The following is a 20,202-nucleotide window of genomic DNA, read 5'->3' as shown; positions in this document are numbered from 1 at the left end:
TATGAAGATCGTAGCGGCAGATATTGGAGGAACAAACACCAAGATTTGCATATGTGATGAGCTAGGGAATATCGAGCAATTTAAAGAGTATGCGACAGAGAGTGATAAGGGTGGCCCGCATGTCATTCAAAGATTACTTGATACAATAGGTGAGTACGATGACTTTGATGCGATTGCCATCAGTACGGCGGGACAAGTGAACTCAGAAGAAGGATACATCGTGTTTGCTAATGAAAATATACCTATGTATACTGGCATGAAGATCAGGGATATCGTTGCTAATCAATTTAATAAACCTGTTAAGGTAGAAAATGATGTGAACTCGGCTGCGTTAGGGGAAACACACTTTGGTGCAGCCAAATCATTTAATGATTTCTTATGTCTGACTTTTGGTACGGGGATCGGTGGTGCAATCGTCATCAATCGTCAGTTATATAAAGGGGCAAATGGTGTGGCGGCTGAGTTTGGCCATATCTTTACTCATTCGTTATCGGAATCAATGGATGGGGGAAGACAATCTTTTTATGAGACATATGCTTCAACGACTGCCTTGGTAAAGATGGCAACTCAGATAGATCCAGCATGTGTAAACGGGAAAGTGATATTTGAGAAATTAAGCCATGGAGACGAAGAACTTGAACGTATGCTACATTCATGGGTTGATGAAGTATCTGCTGGCTTAGCTTCGTGTATTCATATCTTTAATCCTGCTGCTATTATTGTAGGAGGCGGCGTGATGGAACAAGATCACTTAGTTCAACTCGTAGAGGCAAGGACTAAGGAATTAATCATGCCAAGTTTTTCGAATGTGCAGATTCTTAAGGCTTCTTTGGGGAATAAAGCAGGTGTACTAGGAGCAGCATCTTTATATTTACGATAAATTTCCAAATAATGAAAGGAGGGGTAGTGTGCGTACGATCAGTATTTTTTCTTCTATTCATTCTAAGTATAACAACTTGACGAACACGGAGAAAAAGGTAGCGGACTATGTCTTGGAAAATACTAAAAGCGTAGTGTACATGTCGATTACTGACCTTGCGGATGAATGTGGCGTAGGTGAATCAAGTATATTTCGATTTTGTAAATCATTGAGTTATAAAGGATATCAGGAGTTCAAGATTGCACTTGCCCATAGTATTGCAGTGGAGAATGAAATACCTCAATTGACGGACCAAATTCTAATGAATGATACGATAGCACAAGTGGCTTCTAAGGTGCTATCAACCAATATAAGTGCGTTGAACGAGACGAATAATCTATTAGACGTAGAATCAATTGATAAAGCTATAGACTATTTAATCGAAGCGGAACGTGTACAATTCTTTGGCGTTGGTTCTTCTTTAATAACCGCGATGGAAGCCAAAATTAAATTTATGCGAATTACGAACAAGACAGAATGTTCTATGGATTCACATCTTCAGATGATGTCCGCGGCGCTTATGACCAAACGTGATGTTGCTGTGATCATCTCATATTCTGGTTCAACGAAGGATTCCATTGAAGTGGCTAGAAAGGCGAAGGAACGTGGGGCAACTGTCATATCGATCACTAGATTTGTGAAATCCCCGTTAACATCTTACTCAGATCTCACTTTGCTTTGCGGAGCAAATGAAGGTCCGCTACAAGGTGGATCCCTATCTGCGAAGATTTCTCAACTTTACTTGCTGGATGTGTTATATGTTGAATATTTCAAAAGAACCAATGAGCAATCCATTGTGAATAAGGAAAGTACAGCTACGGCAGTGAGTGAGAAGTTGCTGTAAGCTAATATAGATGTGAGTATATATAGGGGACTAGAACATGATTGTAGGGTCATTATCATCGTGGGAAGAACACTGTAAATATGAGCATTCGATTATTGTGCAGGCCATTGAGGAACTGAAGAAAATAGTGAACGATAATCCTGATGTAGGAAAAATTGAGATCCGTGGCAATGAAATGTACGCTTCGGTTATGGAATTCGAGTCCAAAACGCAAGACGATCAGGTTGCTGAGAAACATGAGTCTTATATTGATATTCATTTTCTTATTGATGGAGAAGAGACCATTGGCTGGTCGCCGCTGCGAGAGGTTTTGGAACCTATGAAACCTTTTGATAGCGAGGCAGATTATGCATTATATGCTCCTCAAGCAGATGAAATATTGATACCTATGAAGACTGGAATGTTCGCTGTCTTTTATCCTCACGATATTCATAGACCTGGTATGGGCAATGGGGCGAAAATAAAGAAGATCGTTATTAAGATTCATGTTGGATTATTGTTGAATTCATAATATTAATTGATAATCTTTAAGACGAAAAAGCTGACCTCGTTAAACACACGTTGTCGGTTTTTTGGTTAGAAGAAAAGCCGTCTCATCTTGAGACGGCTGCTTGATGAGCAGATAGTTGAACATAATGTCGTTACATATTACCTAATAGAATTATTCGGTTTGATTTTCGGTTGTGAGGATACTTGATGTCGTACCTGCTGTAGATTGTTCCTCATCGGTCAAAAATTCATCGCGTATCAGCGTTCTTTCCGTAATCCTCTCACCATTTGCCCCGAACCCAGTTATCGTAAGTTCCTTGTCCGCCCCTCTAGGAATTTTGGCGAACCAAGTTCGTTGATGGTCGTTAGGGTTTCTAGGATCAATGATCAGACTGACCTCTTTATTGTAACTTGCACCGTCTGTAATACGGAGATTCTTTATATCTTTATTGGTGACTGCTCCAAATAGTATTGGGAACGGTGTGGTCGTCTGTAGATAGTCGTCGAGATTCTGAAGATACGCGACGAATAAACCATTTGGCTCTACTCCTACTCCTCCTTCGTACCAACCACCCCAAGTCCATTTCCATCCTTGCCATGTCCATCGTAAGAACTCGACGTTAACATCAAAACCATCCTCTTTGAAGAAACGTCTGTGTAGTACGAGAACACCATTACTTACGGGTTCTATGTATACAGGCTGAAACGGTTCCTTGTACATTCGAGTTACCTCAATCGCTTCCTGTACAGCAAAAGAAGCAGAAGTATTGAGCGCAGCGGCATCCATGATGCGCTGGTGCCTAATATTATCGAAAAGTACGTTGACTAGCCAAAGGAGTAGAGACAGGCTAGTGACCACTATAAGTAAGTAAACCCAACGGCTAAAAACTGTCGGACGTTTCTTTTTAATAATACGCGCTAATATGATTGCGATTAACTGAGGGATTAACATTAGAATACTAACCAATATGAATAATTGAGATGGCATCAGTGGACTGAAATAGCTACCCCAAAGGACATTGGCTGTCATATTGTGAATGAAATAATAAGATAGTACGGTGGATACAATATTCCCAATAATAAGAGAGGTAACGCTAATAATGAATGTAGCGAAGAAGGCAACCATTGAAACAACGATTAACATCAATAGATATCCAATCATAGAACCGTTAGAAAAGTCTTTATACATAGAGAAATATACAAATGGAAAACCATATAAACCGAGGATTAGAATATTTAATCCTAATTTTTCATTAGAGAGTTCCCTTCTAGCTTTTTTTATAGGTATTACCATGATATAAGGCTTATTAGGTTGTAACAATACAAACGTTATAGAAATGAAAAGGTTTGATATCCAAGATGACACGATCCACCAAGAGATAGTTCACCATTTTTTAGTATATTCTAACCTTAATATAATCTCTCTTTAAGGTTCACCATCTAATATAAAGGCATCCCCTATTAATAATATAGAAAAGGCTCTGCTAGATATATCTAGCAGAGCCTTTTTGCGTGTGAAGAAACGTTTGCATCTAAGGAGTTTTTCGCAGCTTCTTCATTGCTCAGTTAATACTTATTGTCGCTAGTACATTATTTTCAATCAATGTGGGGAAGATATTACCTAATCGAAAAGTATCTATATAGGAGGTTATTTCTTGATCGAAGATTTTAGGGTGAAAATATCATTAGAAGGCACGATAAACAGCCATTGGCATTTTACTGCAAGTAAAGACGGTATTGATTACAATGGTCATTACGATGGGGGAGAGATCTATTGGTTACGACCAATACCGGAAGATCATTATAGAGATCAAATGGAAGAATCTATTCATGATTTCATGGCACATCGTGAACCATTGGATAGCCAAATAAGATAATGGTTCATCAAAAGAAACATGGCGTATGTATCGTATCCGTCATGTTTCTTTTGATCTTAGATAAAGGGTTACCACTCCCAATAGGACTTCCTAAGCTTTGATGTCGATATTTCCGCCTAGATTTGGTTGAACGCTCTGCTCCAACATTTTAACTAAAGCTTGAGCATCTCCACTAGCTTGATCCTTTGACATATTGAGAACTGAGATACCAACGGCTTGTTTTAAGTTGCTTTGAGCCAACCCAATTGAAAGTGCAGCGATGTCCATGGTGTCTACCTCCTCGATTGAATTAAGTACATTAATATTATCGGTTAATTGCTATTGATAGATTAGATTCATCTCAACCAGAATAGAAGAGCATCTATGCAGCCTAGCACTTCTCGCCTAGAAGTATCTCAACATCAAGCTGTTGAAGAGCATCAATCCATTCCTTGGAACAGCCCGAATCCGATAATATCATGGATATTTGTTCGATAGGGGCAATTTGAGCAAATGTGGTGACACCGAACTTAGAATGATCTACCACAAGAATGGACTCTTCTGTTCGCTGCATCATTTTACGCGACAGTAAAGCCTCGTCTAAATTGTATTCAGTAATGCCATCAGAGAGTGAGACACCACCTGCGGAAATAAAAGCCTTATTTACCTTCAACTGCTCCAGCAGATGATGAGTAATTGCTCCAGTGGCAGCCTGATAGCTCGCATTCACCTCGCCCCCGACAAAAATAACTTTACCTTGGAATTCTTCCAGAGCACAAGTCAAGATAGGTACGGAGTTTGTAATAACTGTCACATCAGCACGGTCTTTAAGCTGCCGCATTATTTCTAGCGTTGTTGTACCATTGTCCAGTATCACTGTTTCTCCATCCTGGACAAGTGAAGCCGCAAGCTTGCCAATCGCCTTCTTTTCGCTTTGATGCATCTGGGACCGCTTAACAAATGTCGGTTCGATCATCTCTGATCGCATCAGTACTGCTCCTCCGTACACTTTTCGCAATCTTCCTTCTTTCTCCAGACGGTCCAGGTCGCGGCGTATGGTCTCTGTGGATACATTAAATAACTCGGCCAGAGCATGCACCTGCACCTTTCCGTCCATAACAAGCTGGGCGAGAATCGTATGTCGACGTTCTTCATAGGTTAAGGACATGAATGATTCCTCCTGTTATAGCATTTTTCAGTTGTTTGTGTGTTTTGTTGTTGTTTTCACTTAGTTTATTAGCCTGTATTAGACTTGTCAAGCCAGACTCAATATCTGTTACTTCCGTATTCTGTTTGTTAATTACTACTCTGTGATTCCGTTTCTGATTGCGTATGTTTCCTTGAAATTAATATCATAACAATTGTATTTGTTCTTTATTAACTTAATGTGAAAAATGAATTGACAGATTATACAACTGGCGATAAAATCAACTCAAAACCACATAAAAGCTCATGAATCAACAGAGGGTGATATGAGTTATATGACTGAGGGGGAACTTTTGATGAATCGCAACTTATCTTTTCGGGAAGACGGAACTTTTAAAATGGTGCAATTTACAGATATTCATTGGATGGACGGAAGGGACGAGGATCAGCGTTCCCGTAAATTGATGGAACTTATTCTGGATGCAGAACAACCGGATTTAGTTGTATTCACGGGAGATATCATATACACCGGTCCAGTCTCACCCGAAGATGTCGAATGTGAAGACCCGCAACAGGCTTTCCATGATGCTGTTGCTACGGTTGAAGGACGTGGTTTTCCGTGGGCGTTTGTGTTTGGTAATCATGATACAGAAAGCCGAATTACTCGTGAAGAGCTGATGCAAGTGGCTTTGACACATGAGCATACCGTAGCGAAGTCCGGACCGGTAAATATTTCAGGTTCGGGTAATTATACAGTTGAGCTTGTAGATTCGAAAGGAACTCCAGCGGCCAATCTTTATTTTTTAGATTCAGGCAGTTATTCCCCTTATGAGCATGTGGCAGGTTATGACTGGATTAAGCGGGATCAAATCAGCTGGCTGACAGATGAATCCGCACGGCTTAACCCACAAGGCACCGAGAATAAGCTTCCCGCTCTTGCTTTCTTCCATATTCCGATACCTGAGTATCAAGAAATGTGGGATACAGAAGTTTGCTATGGACATAAATTCGAGCAGGTGTGCTGTCCTGCTGTCAACTCAGGATTGTTCACAGCTATGGTTGAAATGGGCGATGTGATGGGTACCTTTTGCGGACATGATCATACCAATGATTATTACGGCACATTGCATGGTATTAAACTTTGCTATGGACGCGCTAGCGGATACAATACTTACGGTAAAGAGGGTTTTATGCGGGGAGGTCGTGTTATTCAAATGACGCTGGGACAGCATGATTTTGACACTTGGTTTCGACTGGAAGATGGTTCCGTTGTACATAAACAGCCGACACATGATCCTCATACCGAGAAAGAAAGTTAATCTTCTAAGGGGCTGACATCCATTGTTTTTTGCTATTATCCTAGTTATTGTTTCTGGTATGGCTCATGCTATCTGGAGCATGTTGACTAAGAGGAGCCGCAATAAGAGCGTATTCTTGTGGTCGATTACGATGGTTACAACCATCCTGCTCTTGCCAGTGTTGATCACAGAGTTGTGGCAACATCCGATGAATGCGGGCTCCTATGGTCTATTGCTGCTGTCTTTTACCTTACAGGCCATATACTCGTGGCTCTTGTCACAAACCTATGAGCTTGGTGATTTATCGCAAATTTATCCGATCATGAGGGGGACAAGTACCCTACTTATACCGATCATCGGTGTTCTCTTCCTTAGTGAATCTCTATCTCTGCTTGGATGGTTCGGCATTCTCTGTATGCTTGGCGGGTTCATCCTTCTAAGTAGAATGGGATCACGCAGCAAACCATCACACCCAAAGATGCAAGGTATGAAGCCTGTTTTAATGGCATTATGTGTAGGGTTATGCACAACCTGCTATGTATTTGTCGACAAGCTAAACCTACAACATATTTCACCACTTGGATTACTGGAAGTAACCAATATCGGCTTTGTAGTAGGTCTGACCCCAGCTGTCCTAGCGTCGCGACAGATTTGGGAGGAATGGAGGATCAACAAATCTACAATGATGATGGGAGCTATCTTGAACCCGGGCTCCTATCTGCTGTTCCTTTTCGCGATGCAGCGGGCGCCAATGGCGCAAATCAGCTCTCTACGGGAAATAGGAACCGTATTTGCTACTTTCCTTGGTGTTCTGTTCCTGAAGGAACAGCAGGGATTGAGACGAATTTCCTGTTCCGTATTCATATTCTGCGGTATCTTGCTCATTGGAATATGGGGGTAGGATTCAAAAGCATAAACAAATACCCCGTCGATCTTTTTAAGGTTGTCGGGGTATTTGTTTAGTTAGGTTGGCTTAGACTTCTGTAGCAGCAAAAGTAAGAGGTCCAATAATATTATTGATCAGGAGGGGTTAGCTGTGCGGTTAGGATATAAGTTACAGACCCACAACAAGCGGATGATAAAAAGGAGAAAGAATAACAATTCTTCCTCCTGACTGTATCACTTTATAAGATAAAGCTTATCCCGCTATGTGAACCTTGGCATAACCATTACCGAATACGTTGTAACAATAAGTATCCACTGATATTTGAAGTTTTTTTGCTATAAACCACCTTAAATCCAATATCATGATCCAATAAGCAATTTAAAGCATTAATAAGCAATCCATTGGGTACCAATTGAGTCCTACATGGTTTAGCACTTCCGATAATACGTACAGAAGCAATTCTACGTGCAGAACCAGGAACCAAAGGGTTTCTTGTCCATGTAATCAACACTAAATCATCTTGCTTAACAGCCACTCAGATCGCCTCTTTTCTATCTTAGCTACCCTTTATTAAATGCAAAGCAGATAGTAGTTGTGCTAAAAAAGGCCGAGTATTTGAGTGGATCGTTATGAGAGGTTCCAAATTGATGATGCACGAATTACATTGAGTTATAGAAGGTATCAGTTTTTAGGAACTTGCCCAAAGGAACACATATTGAGGTATTACTAGATAAAGAAAGCAGTGAAATATAGACCGCTGCTTTTTCGTGTCTAAATCTTTTGTACTAAGAGGGGATGCCTTTTTAATGTCGAAATGTAACAACGACGGGAGGTGTAGAAAATGAGTGATGAAACTGAGATTGTTTCGGAGGGAATTGACCCATTTTTAAAAGATGAAATATTAATATGGCTTGTAGAAAATTCCAATCAGATCAATTCTAGGTTGGGGATAACCTTATTGGTTGGTGGCAGTGTCGTAACCGGGATATTGATATCCGGTAAGAGTTATATTAATGGAGTAGTTTCTGAATTATATGAAGTAGGAGAAACCACCATTGCTAGTTATTACCGAGAATTCGGAGTAGAAGTATATGGAGATTCAAGTTCCGAAGACGAACAAATCACTCCAGAAATGATCCATTTAAAAGACGCACAGATATTAGATGGCGCTGTGGTTCGTGATGTTGGATGGTGGAGAGGCAAGATTAGTTCAGTTGATGGGTATTCAATCGGGGGGAACAGAAATAATTAAAAAGAAAAAGTCGCTCAAAAATGAGCGGCTTTTATATTAAACCAACACAGAAGGATCCACTGTAGGGGAAACGAACATCCTAAGATGTTCATTGAGAGCAATTATTTTTCAGTTGCTGTATTACCCATTGCAATAGAAATTCTATTCCAACTGTTGATTTGATTGATGATTAGAACAAGGTCAACATATTGTTTCTCGTCATATTGTTCACGTACTCGCTTATATAGGTCTTCAGGAACTCTTTTGGTAGGGATTAGAGTAATATGCTCAGATAGTTCGAGAGCAACCTTCTCTTCAGGTGTATAAAAAGTACATTCATTCCAAACATTTAAACAATAAATTCGTTGTTCGGTTTCACCCATTTTACGAGCATCGGATGTATGCATATCTATGCAGAAGGCACAACCGTTAATTTGAGAGACTCTAATTTTGATAAGTTCTCTTGTAGTTCGGTGAATTGTAGACTTTTTGGTGTACATCTCCATATCCATCATTATTTTCATACCATCAGGTGCAACTTCATTATAGGGAACTCTTTGACTCATTAGGCAAGACTCCTTGGGGTTTGATTTATTACTATTATTCCACTATTATACCATTATTAATCCGTTATGCGAACGTGTGTACTTCATTTTTTTGTTTGCATTCAAATTAAGAAAAATATCACTTGTAAAGGGTAGTTAGTAGCTTCGCAGTACGAAGATATAGCGCAAGAGCATAAACAGGGGATCATCTTGCCCGTGTTGGCAGAGATTTATACAATAATTAGTATACTCTTGTTTTCAGGAACTTGCCCGAAGGAACCATATCGAAGTATTTCAAAATAAGGAAAGCAGTGAAATTGTACATAAGAACCCAGATAGATCAACGATTATTTCGATAAAATGATATTGACAGTAATTACGGCTACTGGTATGATAATCATTGTCTCAAAAGAAATGAATACCATTTAGATCTGTTAGCTCAGCGGGAGAGCACTATCTTGACAGGGTAGGGGTCACTGGTTCGAATCCAGTACAGATCATCACTGAAAACCCTTGTATATCAAGGGTTTTTCTTATTTTTCAAGTGGTGCAGTCCATCAATATTATCAATCTAGTGCCATATTGGTGCCAGGTACTCAACTATATTAAAAGGTGGTGCCGCACATGGTACCACCTTTTAATATTCTTCTAACCATTCTAGAAATATATCATTTGATATTTTTATCAATCTTCCTACCTACCGTCACCGTATGAAACTAGCCAGCATTCAGATGCACGTAGGTTTAAAAAAACTAAAAACGTCTACAATAAGAATATAGTATTAACCAACAAAGGAAGTGGCACGAATGCGAAACAAGATAAGTGGCTTGGTAGCAGGAGTGTGTCTACTTGCACTTCTAGCGGGATGCTCGGTAGAGCAAGATAATTCCACATATCAAATTCAAAGGATGGACTCATCTACCACGCCTGTTATACAGGATATATATTCTCAAGATGTAAGTGAGCAGGTATACTCAACGAATGAGATTTCTCCACCGTAAACATTCAATCAATGACTTATCCATGTAGCTAGACTGGAAATATCCCCTAAGACGAACAGCCTTCGTCTTAGGGGATTTGTCATGTTTTTCTATGAAGCTGAACTCGTATGTACTTGAACTATTCCTCTTCATCCCATTTACGGGAGTAGCCTTTCTTGGTGACATAGAAGAAAGAGTAAATGAGGACCGCAGTAATAATAACACCAAGAACAATAGTAACTCCCATGAAATATTGGACTCCTTTATGATGAATATGAACAATAGTGCAATTATCAAAACTATACATCAAAAAGTTTTTTTTGTATAATAATTCGGTTAGAAGCTAGACTAGATTGATGATACGAAAGTGAGGTAACACAATGGCTGCAGAAATCATTCATGTCACCACAGAGGAACAGCTGCAGTATGGACTGAATATTCGGAAGAAGGTATTTGTGCAAGAACAACAGGTGCCAGAAACTCTTGAAATTGACGAATATGATAAGATTAGTCCCGATGTGCATCACGTGTTAATTTATGATAATGGGGAATATGTCGCGACAGGCAGAATCATTTACTACAATGAAGAGACTGCCAAAATGCAACGTATTGCCGTTACAAAGGAATACCGTACGAAGGGCTTCGGTAGAGTATTACTCATTGCGATGGAGAAGCTGGCAAGGGAACTTGGATTGCGTTATTCCATTCTTGATGCGCAATGCCAGGCAGAACCTTTTTACGCGAAGCAAGGGTATGAAGTGATCTCGAAGGAACCGTTCGATGATGCTGGAATTCTACATGTTCGCATGAAAAAAGAACTATAATTTAATTTTGAACTTGCATTAAAATAGCACGTGCTGGGTAACCTACTCGAATGCCCCGAAGGTCAATATATGAAACAAAAGGAGCGAATCGATATGGGAACCTCAGAACGTGAACAATTTGTTGCAGTACAGAAGAACGGAGATGGTGATCTGACGGCATTTCAGACATCATCAGGTCGTGTGTTGGCATATGAACAAGCACTTCAGGAAGTACAGGCAGGAACGATTGCCGGCGTTAATGCATTTAAGGGTAGAGATGGAGAAACATACATTCGCGGAGATGCGGATGGGGATCCATCCAACAACTTGGATCAACTCCCAATTTTCGAATAAATCTATACTTCAGAAGCCAGCAGTTGACCCCACGTGGGCATCAACTGCTGGCTTTTTTATAGTTCGTAGATCAGGTTTTGCTCTAGAAAGGTCATTTCGCCAGTCTGATTAATATAATCGTCTCTATCATCCGCGTAATGCATCAAATAGGTCATCTTCTGGATCTCTTCAGGCAGTGTTAGGAGCTCTTGAAGTGTAGTATGAACTTCTCCAGACCCACTTAATTGGCATTCATGAAATATAGTTCTACAACCACGCTCTTGAACGAGATGTTGTAGTAAAGAGGGGTCGAACGTCATGTCTGAACTATAAAAGATACTTTCATTTAAGTACAAAGAGTAGCTCGCTTTACCTGGAATATGTTGCGTGGGTATCAGCTCTAACGTCATAGACTCCGATATGTACTGAGGTTTCAATGGTTGAAGTAGGCATACGTCAAATATATCCTCTAATGAAGAAATTTCCCCTATCTGATATAATCCACCCTTTAAACTGTGCTCCCACAGCGAATGAGCGAGTTCTTCTGTGATATATAGAATCATCTTGCGCTTAAATGTGAATTTGATCTTGAACGCGAGTTCTTCAAGTCCACCAACATGATCTGCGTGAATATGGGTTATTAATACGGCATCGATATCGTTAAAAGACATACCCAGACGGTGAAGTGCAAGTGGAGCCGTTACGCCACAATCAATTAAGAGCGTAAATGTTCCATCATCGAGTAAGGCATTGTTATTGTAATAATTTTTGGCAAAAGCACTTCCGGTTCCTAGCATCTGTAGCTGTAGGCCCAAGATAAATACCCTCCTTGACGTAAGTTTACATTTCTGATGTTAAATATATCATTCCTATGGACAGACCAACAGGAGTCTCTTCCTAAATTTATATAACACCATAGTTCCCAATGGATGGAATCCTCATACAATATTGTGAAGCTACAGATCTGCAAATGAGGTGACATGGTGGTTAAAGCTAAAAAACCCGTTCAACCTAAAACCGAGAAGATAAGAAGAGAAATGAAACTTGTGACTTCGCAAGTATGTGAAGTATGTAAAACACCTTGTACGGACGGTATACTTTACAGAGAAAGAATGAGAGTTCCAGGCGCAGTTGGAAAGGGAATCCCTTGTATTCTAACCAAACCGAGCGCGTAATAAGAAAGAAAAACCTGCGGAATTGCGTTCCGCAGGTTTTATTTGGTATATGGAGAAGGTTGACCGCAACTTGCCGATTTATTTGTAGTATATATTTAAGTCAGCATGAATGGAATAGTATGGAGGGAGCGTATAATTATGAGGTGGAAAAAAATTGTAATGAGTACACTTGTCTTGTCCCTTATGGGGGGATCTTTATTGTTTGCCGATTCAGTTAATGAGAAAGTCCGCCTTTGGGTAAATGGGCAAGAAGTCCAAGATGGTGGTTATATCATAGATGGTAAGACATACGTACCGATTCGTTCGTTTGAAGGGCTTGTGAACTGGAGCCCAACCAATAATCAAGTTAAATTCCTTAAACCGAATGTACATATATTTTTATTCAAGGGCGATACCATATTTGGCAACGTGAACAAGGGGAAGCTGAAATTCAATGTATTCAGTCAAGTGGATAATTTAGTTGACTCCGTGGTAGCTGTTAAAGTGGCGATCACTGATCCATCAGGTGTTCAGAAAGATATCCAGACCCAGGAGTTGGCAAATGATTCGAAGGATAATTTCTGGTTCAGAACGGATGATTTTACATATGATTTCAAAACAACAGGTAAATATATGATCGGATTCTATATTAAACTGTCTAAAAATTCGGAATTTGAATTGGTTTCTCAAAAAGTCATTACAGCTTTAAATTAATGCAACGATATAATGTGTATTGAATATGGTAGGTGAAATTGACCTAAAAAGCCTTCCATGTTACGATACCAAAGGTATTTAAATTCAACTGGAAACGAGGTATTTATATGAGCGAAGATAAACACGTACACGGCGAAGATTGCGGCTGCGGTCATGATCATGAAAATGGTAGTGAGGAAGAGGAGTTTGTCCTTACTTTGACTGACGAGCAAGGCAACGACGTTGAAATGGTTCTTGTAGAGACTTTTGATGTAGGCGAGAAGGTCTATGCTCTATTACTCGAACGCGAAAATCCTGAAGCAGACGGTATCATTCTGCGTATGGAAGAAGAGAACGAGGAAATGGTTCTTTATAATATCGAAGATGAAGAAGAGTGGAAAGCTGTGGAAGAAGTATATAATGTGCTGCTTGCAGCATCGCAGGAATAGATTCTATCCGATATTTTGTGAAAAAAGCAGCTTTCTTACCTCAATAGGGTAGGAAAGCTGCTTTTTCATGATCTTTATGGAGTATTAATTTAGAAAATAGCATCGGTTTCGACGATGACTTTAATATTGTGAATGTAACGATCTTCAGGACCTTTTACAGGGAGACCTACTTCGACATGATCAATGATGTAATCAATATTATCTTGAGATATCACTTCTCCTGGAAGAAGAATTGGGATCCCTGGCGGATAGACATAAATAAATTCAGCGATGATTCGTCCAGCAGATTCTTTAAATGGAACGACTTCTGTATCTCCATAGAATGCTTCTCGAGGCGTAAGTGATAGCTGAGGAATCTCAGGGATTTTAACAATCAACTCGTGAGCTTGATTGACTAAGAAGAAGGTATCAGATAGTTCACGTAATGCTTTTAAAAGAATTCCAATGGTATCTTCTTTATCGCCTGGTGTAACGAGACAGAGAATATTATACATATCGCTCATTTCAACTTCTAGATTATAATGTTCGCGCAACCAGTTCTCCGTATCATATCCTGTGATGCCGAGATGGCGAACGTGGATCGTAAGTTTGGTAGGGTCAATATTATGTGTTGCTTCCCCGCCAAGAATTTCTTTGCCGACGCAGTATAGTCCATCCATCTTATTAATTTCTTCACGTGCATATTGTGCTAAATCAATGGCTGTCTGCGCTATATCATGTCCATGCAGTGCAAGATTACGTCTAGAGGTATCTAACGATGCCAGCAAAATATAGGATGTTGAGGTTGTAGTCAACATGCTGATAATGGTCTGAACACGTTGTGGATTTACGAATCCATTCTTTATATTCAGATTAAGAACCGAGCTTTGAGTCATGGAGCCGCCTAATTTATGCACACTTGTGGCAGCCATATCGGCACCAGCTTCCATAGCGGACATCGGAAGATCCTCATGGAAATGAATCAGTACACCATGAGCTTCATCAACAAGCACAGGAACATGGCGACTATGAGCAAGTTCAACAATTTCCTTTAAATCAGCACATAAGCCATAATAAGTCGGATTAATGACAAGTACAGCTTTGGCATCAGGGTGACGATCAAGTGCTCTTCGAACAGAGGTTGTTGTGATGCCGTGGTCAATGCCGAGATTCTCGTCGCGTGCTGGTGAGACAAAGACAGGTTTAGCTCCTGAAAAAATGATGGCAGACATGATAGATTTATGTACATTGCGTGGAACGATGATCTTGTCCCCTGGAGAACATATGGATAAGATCATAGTCATAATAGCTCCACTTGTACCTTGGACACTAAAATAGGTATAATCAGCTCCAAAGGCATCAGCAGCAAGTGCTTGCGCTTCTTCTATAACGCCTGTAGGCTGATGTAGATCGTCTAATGGGGCAATATTAATTAAGTCTATGGAAAGGGCATTATCCCCTATGAATTGCCGAAACTCTTCATCTGCTCCTCGACCTTTCTTATGTCCAGGAATGTGGAACTGTACGGGATTACTAGCAGCATGATTCTTAAGTGCTGTGAAAAGGGGCGTGTTGCTATGGTTCATGAATCATTCACAACCTTCCTGTATTAAAATACAAAGTTGAGTATAGCAAATCAGGACGGGATTGCAAGCTTTTGATAAAGTGGTAAAATCCATAGGTAATTGGGTAATCTATAATATAGCTAGATATGAAGGATATCAGATAACGTTTCACTTAGAAGAGGATGGGATAATCTTGTCACTAAGATCGAAAGAAGTATCCAACCGTCAATTGAGATCGCCGTTTTTTATTGAGCTCATGCTCATTATTTTTTTAGTTGAATTTCTGAAAGGGTCATTGTTAGTTGCACTGCTACCTATCTACATGAAGAACTCACTTGGACTAACGGCGTGGAGTGTGGGGGTAGCTTTCTCACTGCAATATGTTGGGGATAACCTCTTTAGAAGTCCTTTCGGATGGTTAGCAGAACGATTAGGTTATAAGAAGACCATGTCAGGTGCGTTAATAATGACTGTTATTGCCGTCGTAATTATTGCGTTCACGTCTGCACCGGTATGGCTCGCGATTGCTTGTTTAATTCTAGGGATTGGTACGTCTCCACTCTGGCCTTGTGCGATGACAGGGGTAACGGAAATATCAGGTCCAAATAACAGCAACGGTACGGCGATCGGAGCGCTTGAGATGGCTTCATTAATGGGAATAGGTGCGGGTCCTATCGCGATGAATTTTCTAATGCAACGGACAGGATCTAATTATCATACGTCATTTCTAGTACTTATAGGCTGTGGCATCGTATTAGTACTCGTGGCGTTACTTCTCCCAGGTAAGACCAAGAGTATTAACCTACATACGACGGTAGAAGAGGTACGCCATAAGAATATACTCATGTTGATCAAGTCGAAGATCGTACTGTTAATAAAAAGTGTGAAGAAAACATTATATGAAGTGAAACATACATTGAAAGTTAGCTGGCTCGTCTATCCGGCTCTATTCTTACAGTCGTTTGTCATTGGGATATTAACCCCCGTGATTACCCTATATGTTCAGAATGAGTTAGGATTCTCACCGAATATGTATAGCCTCTTGTTGATTGCTGGAGGGGGAATTACAGTGATCACACTTATTCCTTGTGGGAAATTAATTGACCGATTCGGTACAGCACCATTCTTGCATTGTGGTTTTCTACTTGCAGCGGTGTCAATTTCTATATTCTCAATGGTACATTCTGTGCCTCTTGTATTTACTTTTGTAGCTCTAATTGGGATTAGTTATGCGTTTATTTTGCCAGGGTGGAATACGTATGTATCTCATTTGGTTCCTAAAGGAGAACGTGGAGCTGTATGGGGGTTTTTCTTAACACTACAAGGATCTGGGATGGTCGTAGGTCCGATTGTATCAGGAAGGTTATGGGATGTTATGGGGCACGAAGCCCCATTCATAGCAAGTAGCGTGGTGATGGTCATTCTGTTTATCGTACATTTGTTATTAACCCGTAAATCACCGCCAAAGATGAAGGCCGTTTCTTAAAAGGACATTTTATACAGGGGTAAGAGTTGTTCGAACGTGGAATGGATAACTGTCAGTAATTCCTCACCGTTCTGGAGAATGGGATCATCATGATTAATACGTAATCCACACATGATCTCTGCTTTCTTAACGGTTGATAATTTGGTACCCATAGCTTGAAGATCATCTTGGCTCGTATCGGCATTAAGTGTTCCTTTGGGATCGAGATGATCCGTGGACCAGTAGAAATGATCGGGTACTAAGTTATGAATTGTTGAAGGATCAGAGTTCAGTTGCTTAGCGAACTGTAATTTATTCGGGCTCTCATAGATCACGGCAAAGATAATAAAGAGATGCGTTTCAAACATACCTACTTGAAAATGTGGGAGTGCTTTATAACCTCTTTTATTGGCTGCCCATGCTACCCAAGTATCATTAGGTGGATTGACCTTGCGGCGAGCATGTTTGGCTACGTGCGGGAATATCTCTTCCCCACAGAGTGCAGAAAGGAATGGAGCCAGTTCTGCGCCGAGGATGGTTAACTTAGGTCGAACATTCTCGATCAAAGCTTCCATACGGTGTTCGAGACCTGGAACTTGAAAGACGTCGAAATCTTTTTGAGTAAATCCTGTGAATGACATAATGGTACCTCCTAGGTGCTCGTTCAATCGTTTCAGAATATTATATCACAACCAACCTTTTGGGGGATCAAGTTACATGATCTTCCTCTTTTTCGTGGTGGACAGGTTTATCTAGAATTTATTAAGGGTAAAAATAGTCAATAAACCAAGTTACCGTTACATAAGATAAAGTATAAAATATATCAAGCAAATGATCCCTTAGTATTCGCGGCATCATTCTAATACCATTTGTTATAATATCCAGTTTAGGAGGGAGTGCCTTGAACAAGAGCTATGAAGTAGAGTACTGCAATTTGGAGCTTCGATTTAATCGGCGACATATTCAAGACTTGATCAAAGAGTTGATTCAAGAAGGGTATTCCTTATATTGGAGTGAGAATGAAACACTCTTTATTATTTCAGTTAGAACCGGACGGAAATTAGTTAAGCTAAGGTTTATTAGAACGCGAAGCGGATATAAGATGGTAGGGGATTACATCATACGTGACGCTAAGCTTGCTGATTGGATGGAGAAATTAATTGAAGATACAAGAGGACATGCGGTTGTAAAACGATTTAAAGACAGACAGATTCTCATTGAAAATATATTATTTGGGGAAGTGATCCGATTGGTGGAAATATCGGGCTTTCAACAACGGGTTTTATTTCAGAAGGGAACTTATTTTACCGAACAGGAAATGTCTAAGATGTTCTATTCATTGGAAGGGGATTTACGCATACAACTGCGAAGAATCGAAGTGGATGAAGAATTAGATAAACTTTATGAGGCCATGGAGGCCAACGATACCGTAGAGATTGAACTTTGTAAAGAACGACTCCGTGAATTAAGTCGTGAACTTATGAGACTTGAATGGTAAATACGTCTTTGGTTTACAATAAGAAAAACATCTGAGATAAACACCTCGGTCGTGTCGAGGTGTTTTATCATGTTGAGATATAAGAAAGTATAAGTTTTACTTGATACTCCATTCCTTATATTTCCGCTAAAACGGGTAACGTCTTTGAAAAGGACGGCATAGCCGTTTCTACTTGAGAATTAGGAACAGGGGTTCACTTCTTTGCGTAAACACGTTAATATATAGATTGGGTATGAGTATACGGATTGAAAATAAATGGAGCAAAGGATGAGAAACCAAATGGCGAAACAACAAATAGGTGTCATTGGCCTTGCTGTAATGGGCAAAAATTTGGCTCTAAATATCGAGAGTAGAGGCTTTTCAGTCTCAGTATATAATCGCTCTCCAGACAAAACACACGACCTTCTTAAAGAAGCTGAAGGTAAAAATTTAATGGGTGCTTTCTCCGTTGAGGAATTTGTAGGATCACTTGAAGTGCCTCGTAAAATTCTAATCATGGTACAAGCAGGTAAAGCTACTGACGCAACGATTGAGCAGTTGTTACCATATCTTGATCAAGGTGACATCATCATTGATGGCGGGAATGCTTATTTCCCTGATACAGTTCGTCGTAGTAAAGACCTTGAAGATAAAGGTTTCCGTTTCATTGGAGCAGGTGTATCCGGTGGCGAAGAGGGAGCTTTGAAAGGTCCTTCAATTATGCCTGGTGGACAAGAGAGTGCATACCTTCTTGTTGAACCGATCCTAACAGCGATTTCTGCTAAAGTAGATGGTGAATCTTGTAGTACATATATTGGACCAGACGGTGCTGGACACTATGTCAAGATGGTGCATAACGGTATTGAGTATGGTGACATGCAACTTATCTGTGAAGCTTACCAACTCTTGAAGGATGTCTTGCATCTTGACGCTAAGGAATTGCAAGAAATTTTCACGGAATGGAACAAAGGGGAATTAGACAGTTATTTGATCGAAATCACTGCTGATATTTTCTCGAAGTATGATTCCGAAACAGGTAAACCAATGGTTGATGTTATTCTTGACTCTGCTGGACAAAAGGGTACTGGGAAATGGACAAGTCAAAGCTCCCTTGATCTTGGCGTACCATTGTCCATGATCACTGAATCCGTATTCTCACGTTTCTTATCAGCAATGAAAGACGAGCGTGTAGAAGCTAGCAAAATTCTAAACGGACCTGTAACTGAACCTTTCCAAGGGGATAAAGCTGAGTTCATTGAGAATGTTCGCAAAGCGTTGTTTACAAGTAAAATCGTATCTTACGCTCAAGGTTTCGCACAACTACGTGCAGCTTCTGATGAGTACGGATGGGACTTGAAATATGGTAACCTTGCAAAAATCTGGCGTGGTGGATGTATCATTCGTTCCCGATTCTTGCAGAACATTACAGATGCATACGAGAACAATGCGGAACTGAAGAATTTGTTGCTTGATCCATTCTTCAAAGACATTGTAGAGAATTATCAAGGTGCATGGCGTCAAACGGTAGTAGCAGCAGTGAATCAAGGGGTTCCAGTACCTGGATTTGCAAGTGCTCTTGCTTACTACGACAGCTATCGTACAGAGAGATTGCCAGCCAATCTTCTTCAGGCACAACGCGATTATTTCGGCGCACACACATTCAAACGTTTAGATAAAGAAGGTAGTTTTCACTTCAACTGGATGGAAGAATAGGTTTTGTGGGAATCAGTCCATGCATGGCTTCCATAAGACAATGACGAATATTATCTTGTTCAAGATAATTTAGTCCAGGTCGTTTAAGAAGTAACATGCTGGCTTCTCCGAAGTATTGGAAATTACGAAGTAAACGTGGCTTAGGGAGTTCCAGCAGTGCTGGATCACCTTGAGCCACTTTTTGTTGTACATAATGAAGAACCCACATAATATCATCGCGACATAACATATGGCGGGCATCACAGATCTCTTCAATACGTCTTAAGCTTGCGCTCGAATGACTCTGGGAATCATGCATGGATTCAACTCACCTCTATTCATCTATTTAACTGATCATTCTAGTATATGGAACTCTAGCAGAAATAGAATCTTCTCTA

At 40.2% G+C, this 20,202-nt stretch carries 24 protein-coding genes and 1 tRNA gene; 16 read left to right on the top strand and 9 right to left on the bottom strand.

What is annotated here, in order from left to right:
• The first annotated feature begins 1 nt into the window (after nucleotide 1).
• The 3 genes from BW961_RS02480 to BW961_RS02470 are packed head-to-tail and all read left to right on the top strand — an operon-like array spanning nucleotide 2 to nucleotide 2,274.
• Nucleotides 2-880: an ROK family protein gene (locus BW961_RS02480; protein WP_068589479.1), complete on the top strand. Its 879-nt coding sequence runs from the start codon at nucleotides 2-4 to the stop codon at nucleotides 878-880.
• Nucleotides 881-908: 28 nt separating this feature from the next.
• Complete coding sequence (locus tag BW961_RS02475) at nucleotides 909-1,763, top strand: MurR/RpiR family transcriptional regulator (protein ID WP_068589482.1); 855 nt, start codon at nucleotides 909-911, stop codon at nucleotides 1,761-1,763.
• 37 nt (nucleotides 1,764-1,800) lie between these two features.
• Nucleotides 1,801-2,274, top strand: a complete 474-nt coding sequence (locus BW961_RS02470) for a NanQ anomerase/TabA/YiaL family protein (RefSeq protein WP_068589485.1) — start codon at nucleotides 1,801-1,803, stop codon at nucleotides 2,272-2,274.
• Nucleotides 2,275-2,424: 150 nt separating this feature from the next.
• Here BW961_RS02470 and BW961_RS30885 read toward each other — a convergent pair whose 3' ends face one another.
• A complete protein-coding gene (locus BW961_RS30885) occupies nucleotides 2,425-3,396 on the bottom strand; it encodes a hypothetical protein (RefSeq protein WP_212568128.1) in 972 nt (323 codons plus the stop codon).
• Nucleotides 3,397-3,907: 511 nt separating this feature from the next.
• On the opposite strand from BW961_RS30885, the gene BW961_RS02460 reads away from it, so the two are divergent.
• A complete protein-coding gene (locus BW961_RS02460) occupies nucleotides 3,908-4,129 on the top strand; it encodes a DUF5342 family protein (protein WP_068589491.1) in 222 nt (73 codons plus the stop codon).
• Nucleotides 4,130-4,219: 90 nt separating this feature from the next.
• Here the strand turns inward: BW961_RS02460 and BW961_RS02455 are convergent, their stop codons facing one another.
• Together BW961_RS02455 and BW961_RS02450 are read right to left on the bottom strand one after the other, a co-directional pair.
• Nucleotides 4,220-4,396: a YjfB family protein gene (locus BW961_RS02455; RefSeq protein ID WP_076576646.1), complete on the bottom strand. Its 177-nt coding sequence runs from the start codon at nucleotides 4,394-4,396 to the stop codon at nucleotides 4,220-4,222.
• A gap of 103 nt (nucleotides 4,397-4,499) precedes the next feature.
• On the bottom strand, nucleotides 4,500-5,276 hold the full coding sequence (locus tag BW961_RS02450; RefSeq protein ID WP_068589495.1) for a DeoR/GlpR family DNA-binding transcription regulator: 777 nt from the start codon (nucleotides 5,274-5,276) through the stop codon (nucleotides 4,500-4,502).
• A 334-nt stretch (nucleotides 5,277-5,610) separates the two neighbouring features.
• Between BW961_RS02450 and BW961_RS02445 the strand changes: the two genes are divergently transcribed.
• Complete coding sequence (locus tag BW961_RS02445) at nucleotides 5,611-6,573, top strand: metallophosphoesterase family protein (RefSeq protein WP_068589498.1); 963 nt, start codon at nucleotides 5,611-5,613, stop codon at nucleotides 6,571-6,573.
• Between the two features lie 22 nt (nucleotides 6,574-6,595).
• The gene (locus BW961_RS02440; RefSeq protein ID WP_244555839.1) at nucleotides 6,596-7,453 is read left to right on the top strand and encodes an EamA family transporter; all 858 of its coding nucleotides are present in this window, start codon (nucleotides 6,596-6,598) and stop codon (nucleotides 7,451-7,453) included.
• Nucleotides 7,454-7,721: 268 nt separating this feature from the next.
• On the opposite strand, the gene BW961_RS02435 is transcribed toward BW961_RS02440, so the two are convergent.
• Nucleotides 7,722-7,973 carry a hypothetical protein gene (locus BW961_RS02435; RefSeq protein WP_068589501.1) on the bottom strand — a complete coding sequence of 84 codons (252 nt, stop codon included), beginning with the start codon at nucleotides 7,971-7,973 and terminating at the stop codon, nucleotides 7,722-7,724.
• A 306-nt stretch (nucleotides 7,974-8,279) separates the two neighbouring features.
• On the opposite strand from BW961_RS02435, the gene BW961_RS02430 reads away from it, so the two are divergent.
• On the top strand, nucleotides 8,280-8,690 hold the full coding sequence (locus tag BW961_RS02430) for a hypothetical protein (protein ID WP_068589505.1): 411 nt from the start codon (nucleotides 8,280-8,282) through the stop codon (nucleotides 8,688-8,690).
• Between the two features lie 101 nt (nucleotides 8,691-8,791).
• Here BW961_RS02430 and BW961_RS02425 read toward each other — a convergent pair whose 3' ends face one another.
• Nucleotides 8,792-9,235: a carboxymuconolactone decarboxylase family protein gene (locus tag BW961_RS02425; RefSeq protein WP_068589508.1), complete on the bottom strand. Its 444-nt coding sequence runs from the start codon at nucleotides 9,233-9,235 to the stop codon at nucleotides 8,792-8,794.
• Between the two features lie 407 nt (nucleotides 9,236-9,642).
• Here BW961_RS02425 and BW961_RS02420 point away from each other — a divergent pair.
• The 4 genes from BW961_RS02420 (at nucleotide 9,643) to BW961_RS02405 (ending at nucleotide 11,351) form a co-directional block, all read left to right on the top strand.
• Nucleotides 9,643-9,714: transfer RNA gene (locus BW961_RS02420), tRNA-Val, on the top strand.
• A gap of 306 nt (nucleotides 9,715-10,020) precedes the next feature.
• Nucleotides 10,021-10,215, top strand: a complete 195-nt coding sequence (locus tag BW961_RS02415) for a hypothetical protein (RefSeq protein ID WP_068589511.1) — start codon at nucleotides 10,021-10,023, stop codon at nucleotides 10,213-10,215.
• A gap of 359 nt (nucleotides 10,216-10,574) precedes the next feature.
• Nucleotides 10,575-11,018: a GNAT family N-acetyltransferase gene (locus BW961_RS02410; protein ID WP_068589514.1), complete on the top strand. Its 444-nt coding sequence runs from the start codon at nucleotides 10,575-10,577 to the stop codon at nucleotides 11,016-11,018.
• A gap of 69 nt (nucleotides 11,019-11,087) precedes the next feature.
• A complete protein-coding gene (locus BW961_RS02405; protein ID WP_394327640.1) occupies nucleotides 11,088-11,351 on the top strand; it encodes a DUF3892 domain-containing protein in 264 nt (87 codons plus the stop codon).
• Between the two features lie 56 nt (nucleotides 11,352-11,407).
• Here the strand turns inward: BW961_RS02405 and BW961_RS02400 are convergent, their stop codons facing one another.
• The gene (locus BW961_RS02400) at nucleotides 11,408-12,145 is read right to left on the bottom strand and encodes an MBL fold metallo-hydrolase (protein ID WP_068589517.1); all 738 of its coding nucleotides are present in this window, start codon (nucleotides 12,143-12,145) and stop codon (nucleotides 11,408-11,410) included.
• Nucleotides 12,146-12,643: 498 nt separating this feature from the next.
• Here BW961_RS02400 and BW961_RS02390 point away from each other — a divergent pair, with 498 nt between their 5' ends.
• Both BW961_RS02390 and BW961_RS02385 read left to right on the top strand, forming a co-directional pair.
• Nucleotides 12,644-13,198 carry a stalk domain-containing protein gene (locus BW961_RS02390; RefSeq protein WP_068589519.1) on the top strand — a complete coding sequence of 185 codons (555 nt, stop codon included), beginning with the start codon at nucleotides 12,644-12,646 and terminating at the stop codon, nucleotides 13,196-13,198.
• A 107-nt stretch (nucleotides 13,199-13,305) separates the two neighbouring features.
• A complete protein-coding gene (locus BW961_RS02385; RefSeq protein ID WP_068589520.1) occupies nucleotides 13,306-13,626 on the top strand; it encodes a DUF1292 domain-containing protein in 321 nt (106 codons plus the stop codon).
• A gap of 89 nt (nucleotides 13,627-13,715) precedes the next feature.
• On the opposite strand, the gene BW961_RS02380 is transcribed toward BW961_RS02385, so the two are convergent.
• The gene (locus BW961_RS02380) at nucleotides 13,716-15,191 is read right to left on the bottom strand and encodes an aminotransferase class I/II-fold pyridoxal phosphate-dependent enzyme (protein WP_068589521.1); all 1,476 of its coding nucleotides are present in this window, start codon (nucleotides 15,189-15,191) and stop codon (nucleotides 13,716-13,718) included.
• 172 nt (nucleotides 15,192-15,363) lie between these two features.
• Here BW961_RS02380 and BW961_RS02375 point away from each other — a divergent pair, with 172 nt between their 5' ends.
• On the top strand, nucleotides 15,364-16,656 hold the full coding sequence (locus BW961_RS02375; protein ID WP_326110729.1) for an MFS transporter: 1,293 nt from the start codon (nucleotides 15,364-15,366) through the stop codon (nucleotides 16,654-16,656).
• Here the strand turns inward: BW961_RS02375 and BW961_RS02370 are convergent.
• A complete protein-coding gene (locus BW961_RS02370; RefSeq protein WP_068589524.1) occupies nucleotides 16,653-17,276 on the bottom strand; it encodes a YktB family protein in 624 nt (207 codons plus the stop codon). The two genes, BW961_RS02375 and BW961_RS02370, sit on opposite strands and share 4 nt — an antisense overlap.
• Nucleotides 17,277-17,536: 260 nt before the next feature.
• Here BW961_RS02370 and BW961_RS02365 point away from each other — a divergent pair, with 260 nt between their 5' ends.
• Both BW961_RS02365 and gndA read left to right on the top strand, forming a co-directional pair.
• Nucleotides 17,537-18,133, top strand: coding sequence for a hypothetical protein (locus tag BW961_RS02365; protein ID WP_068589527.1), 597 nt, complete (start codon nucleotides 17,537-17,539; stop codon nucleotides 18,131-18,133).
• A gap of 279 nt (nucleotides 18,134-18,412) precedes the next feature.
• Complete coding sequence (gene gndA, locus BW961_RS02360) at nucleotides 18,413-19,825, top strand: NADP-dependent phosphogluconate dehydrogenase (protein ID WP_068589531.1); 1,413 nt, start codon at nucleotides 18,413-18,415, stop codon at nucleotides 19,823-19,825.
• Here gndA and BW961_RS02355 read toward each other — a convergent pair.
• The gene (locus tag BW961_RS02355; RefSeq protein ID WP_068589533.1) at nucleotides 19,806-20,123 is read right to left on the bottom strand and encodes a hypothetical protein; all 318 of its coding nucleotides are present in this window, start codon (nucleotides 20,121-20,123) and stop codon (nucleotides 19,806-19,808) included. The two genes, gndA and BW961_RS02355, sit on opposite strands and share 20 nt — an antisense overlap.
• Nucleotides 20,124-20,202 lie beyond the last annotated feature (79 nt).

The sequence above is a fragment of the Paenibacillus macquariensis genome (assembly GCF_900156375.1).
Lineage (GTDB): Bacteria > Bacillota > Bacilli > Paenibacillales > Paenibacillaceae > Paenibacillus_AQ > Paenibacillus_AQ macquariensis.
Note: the sequence above shows the minus strand (reverse complement) of the source record. Positions and strands in the feature narration are given on the sequence as shown.

Bases quoted from the DNA above. Each gene is read 5' to 3' on its own strand.
- BW961_RS02480 (WP_068589479.1), top strand. From the start codon at position 2: ATGAAGATCGTAGCGGCAGATATTGGAGGAACAAACACCAAGATTTGC.
- BW961_RS02470 (WP_068589485.1), top strand. From the start codon at position 1,801: ATGATTGTAGGGTCATTATCATCGTGGGAAGAACACTGTAAATATGAG.
- BW961_RS30885 (WP_212568128.1), bottom strand. From the start codon at position 3,396: ATGTTAATCGTTGTTTCAATGGTTGCCTTCTTCGCTACATTCATTATT.
- BW961_RS02455 (WP_076576646.1), bottom strand. From the start codon at position 4,396: ATGGACATCGCTGCACTTTCAATTGGGTTGGCTCAAAGCAACTTAAAA.
- BW961_RS02450 (WP_068589495.1), bottom strand. From the start codon at position 5,276: ATGTCCTTAACCTATGAAGAACGTCGACATACGATTCTCGCCCAGCTT.
- BW961_RS02445 (WP_068589498.1), top strand. From the start codon at position 5,611: ATGAATCGCAACTTATCTTTTCGGGAAGACGGAACTTTTAAAATGGTG.
- BW961_RS02430 (WP_068589505.1), top strand. From the start codon at position 8,280: ATGAGTGATGAAACTGAGATTGTTTCGGAGGGAATTGACCCATTTTTA.
- BW961_RS02425 (WP_068589508.1), bottom strand. From the start codon at position 9,235: ATGAGTCAAAGAGTTCCCTATAATGAAGTTGCACCTGATGGTATGAAA.
- BW961_RS02415 (WP_068589511.1), top strand. From the start codon at position 10,021: ATGCGAAACAAGATAAGTGGCTTGGTAGCAGGAGTGTGTCTACTTGCA.
- BW961_RS02410 (WP_068589514.1), top strand. From the start codon at position 10,575: ATGGCTGCAGAAATCATTCATGTCACCACAGAGGAACAGCTGCAGTAT.
- BW961_RS02405 (WP_394327640.1), top strand. From the start codon at position 11,088: ATGAAACAAAAGGAGCGAATCGATATGGGAACCTCAGAACGTGAACAA.
- BW961_RS02390 (WP_068589519.1), top strand. From the start codon at position 12,644: ATGAGGTGGAAAAAAATTGTAATGAGTACACTTGTCTTGTCCCTTATG.
- BW961_RS02385 (WP_068589520.1), top strand. From the start codon at position 13,306: ATGAGCGAAGATAAACACGTACACGGCGAAGATTGCGGCTGCGGTCAT.
- BW961_RS02380 (WP_068589521.1), bottom strand. From the start codon at position 15,191: ATGAACCATAGCAACACGCCCCTTTTCACAGCACTTAAGAATCATGCT.
- BW961_RS02370 (WP_068589524.1), bottom strand. From the start codon at position 17,276: ATGTCATTCACAGGATTTACTCAAAAAGATTTCGACGTCTTTCAAGTT.
- gndA (WP_068589531.1), top strand. From the start codon at position 18,413: ATGGCGAAACAACAAATAGGTGTCATTGGCCTTGCTGTAATGGGCAAA.
- BW961_RS02355 (WP_068589533.1), bottom strand. From the start codon at position 20,123: ATGCATGATTCCCAGAGTCATTCGAGCGCAAGCTTAAGACGTATTGAA.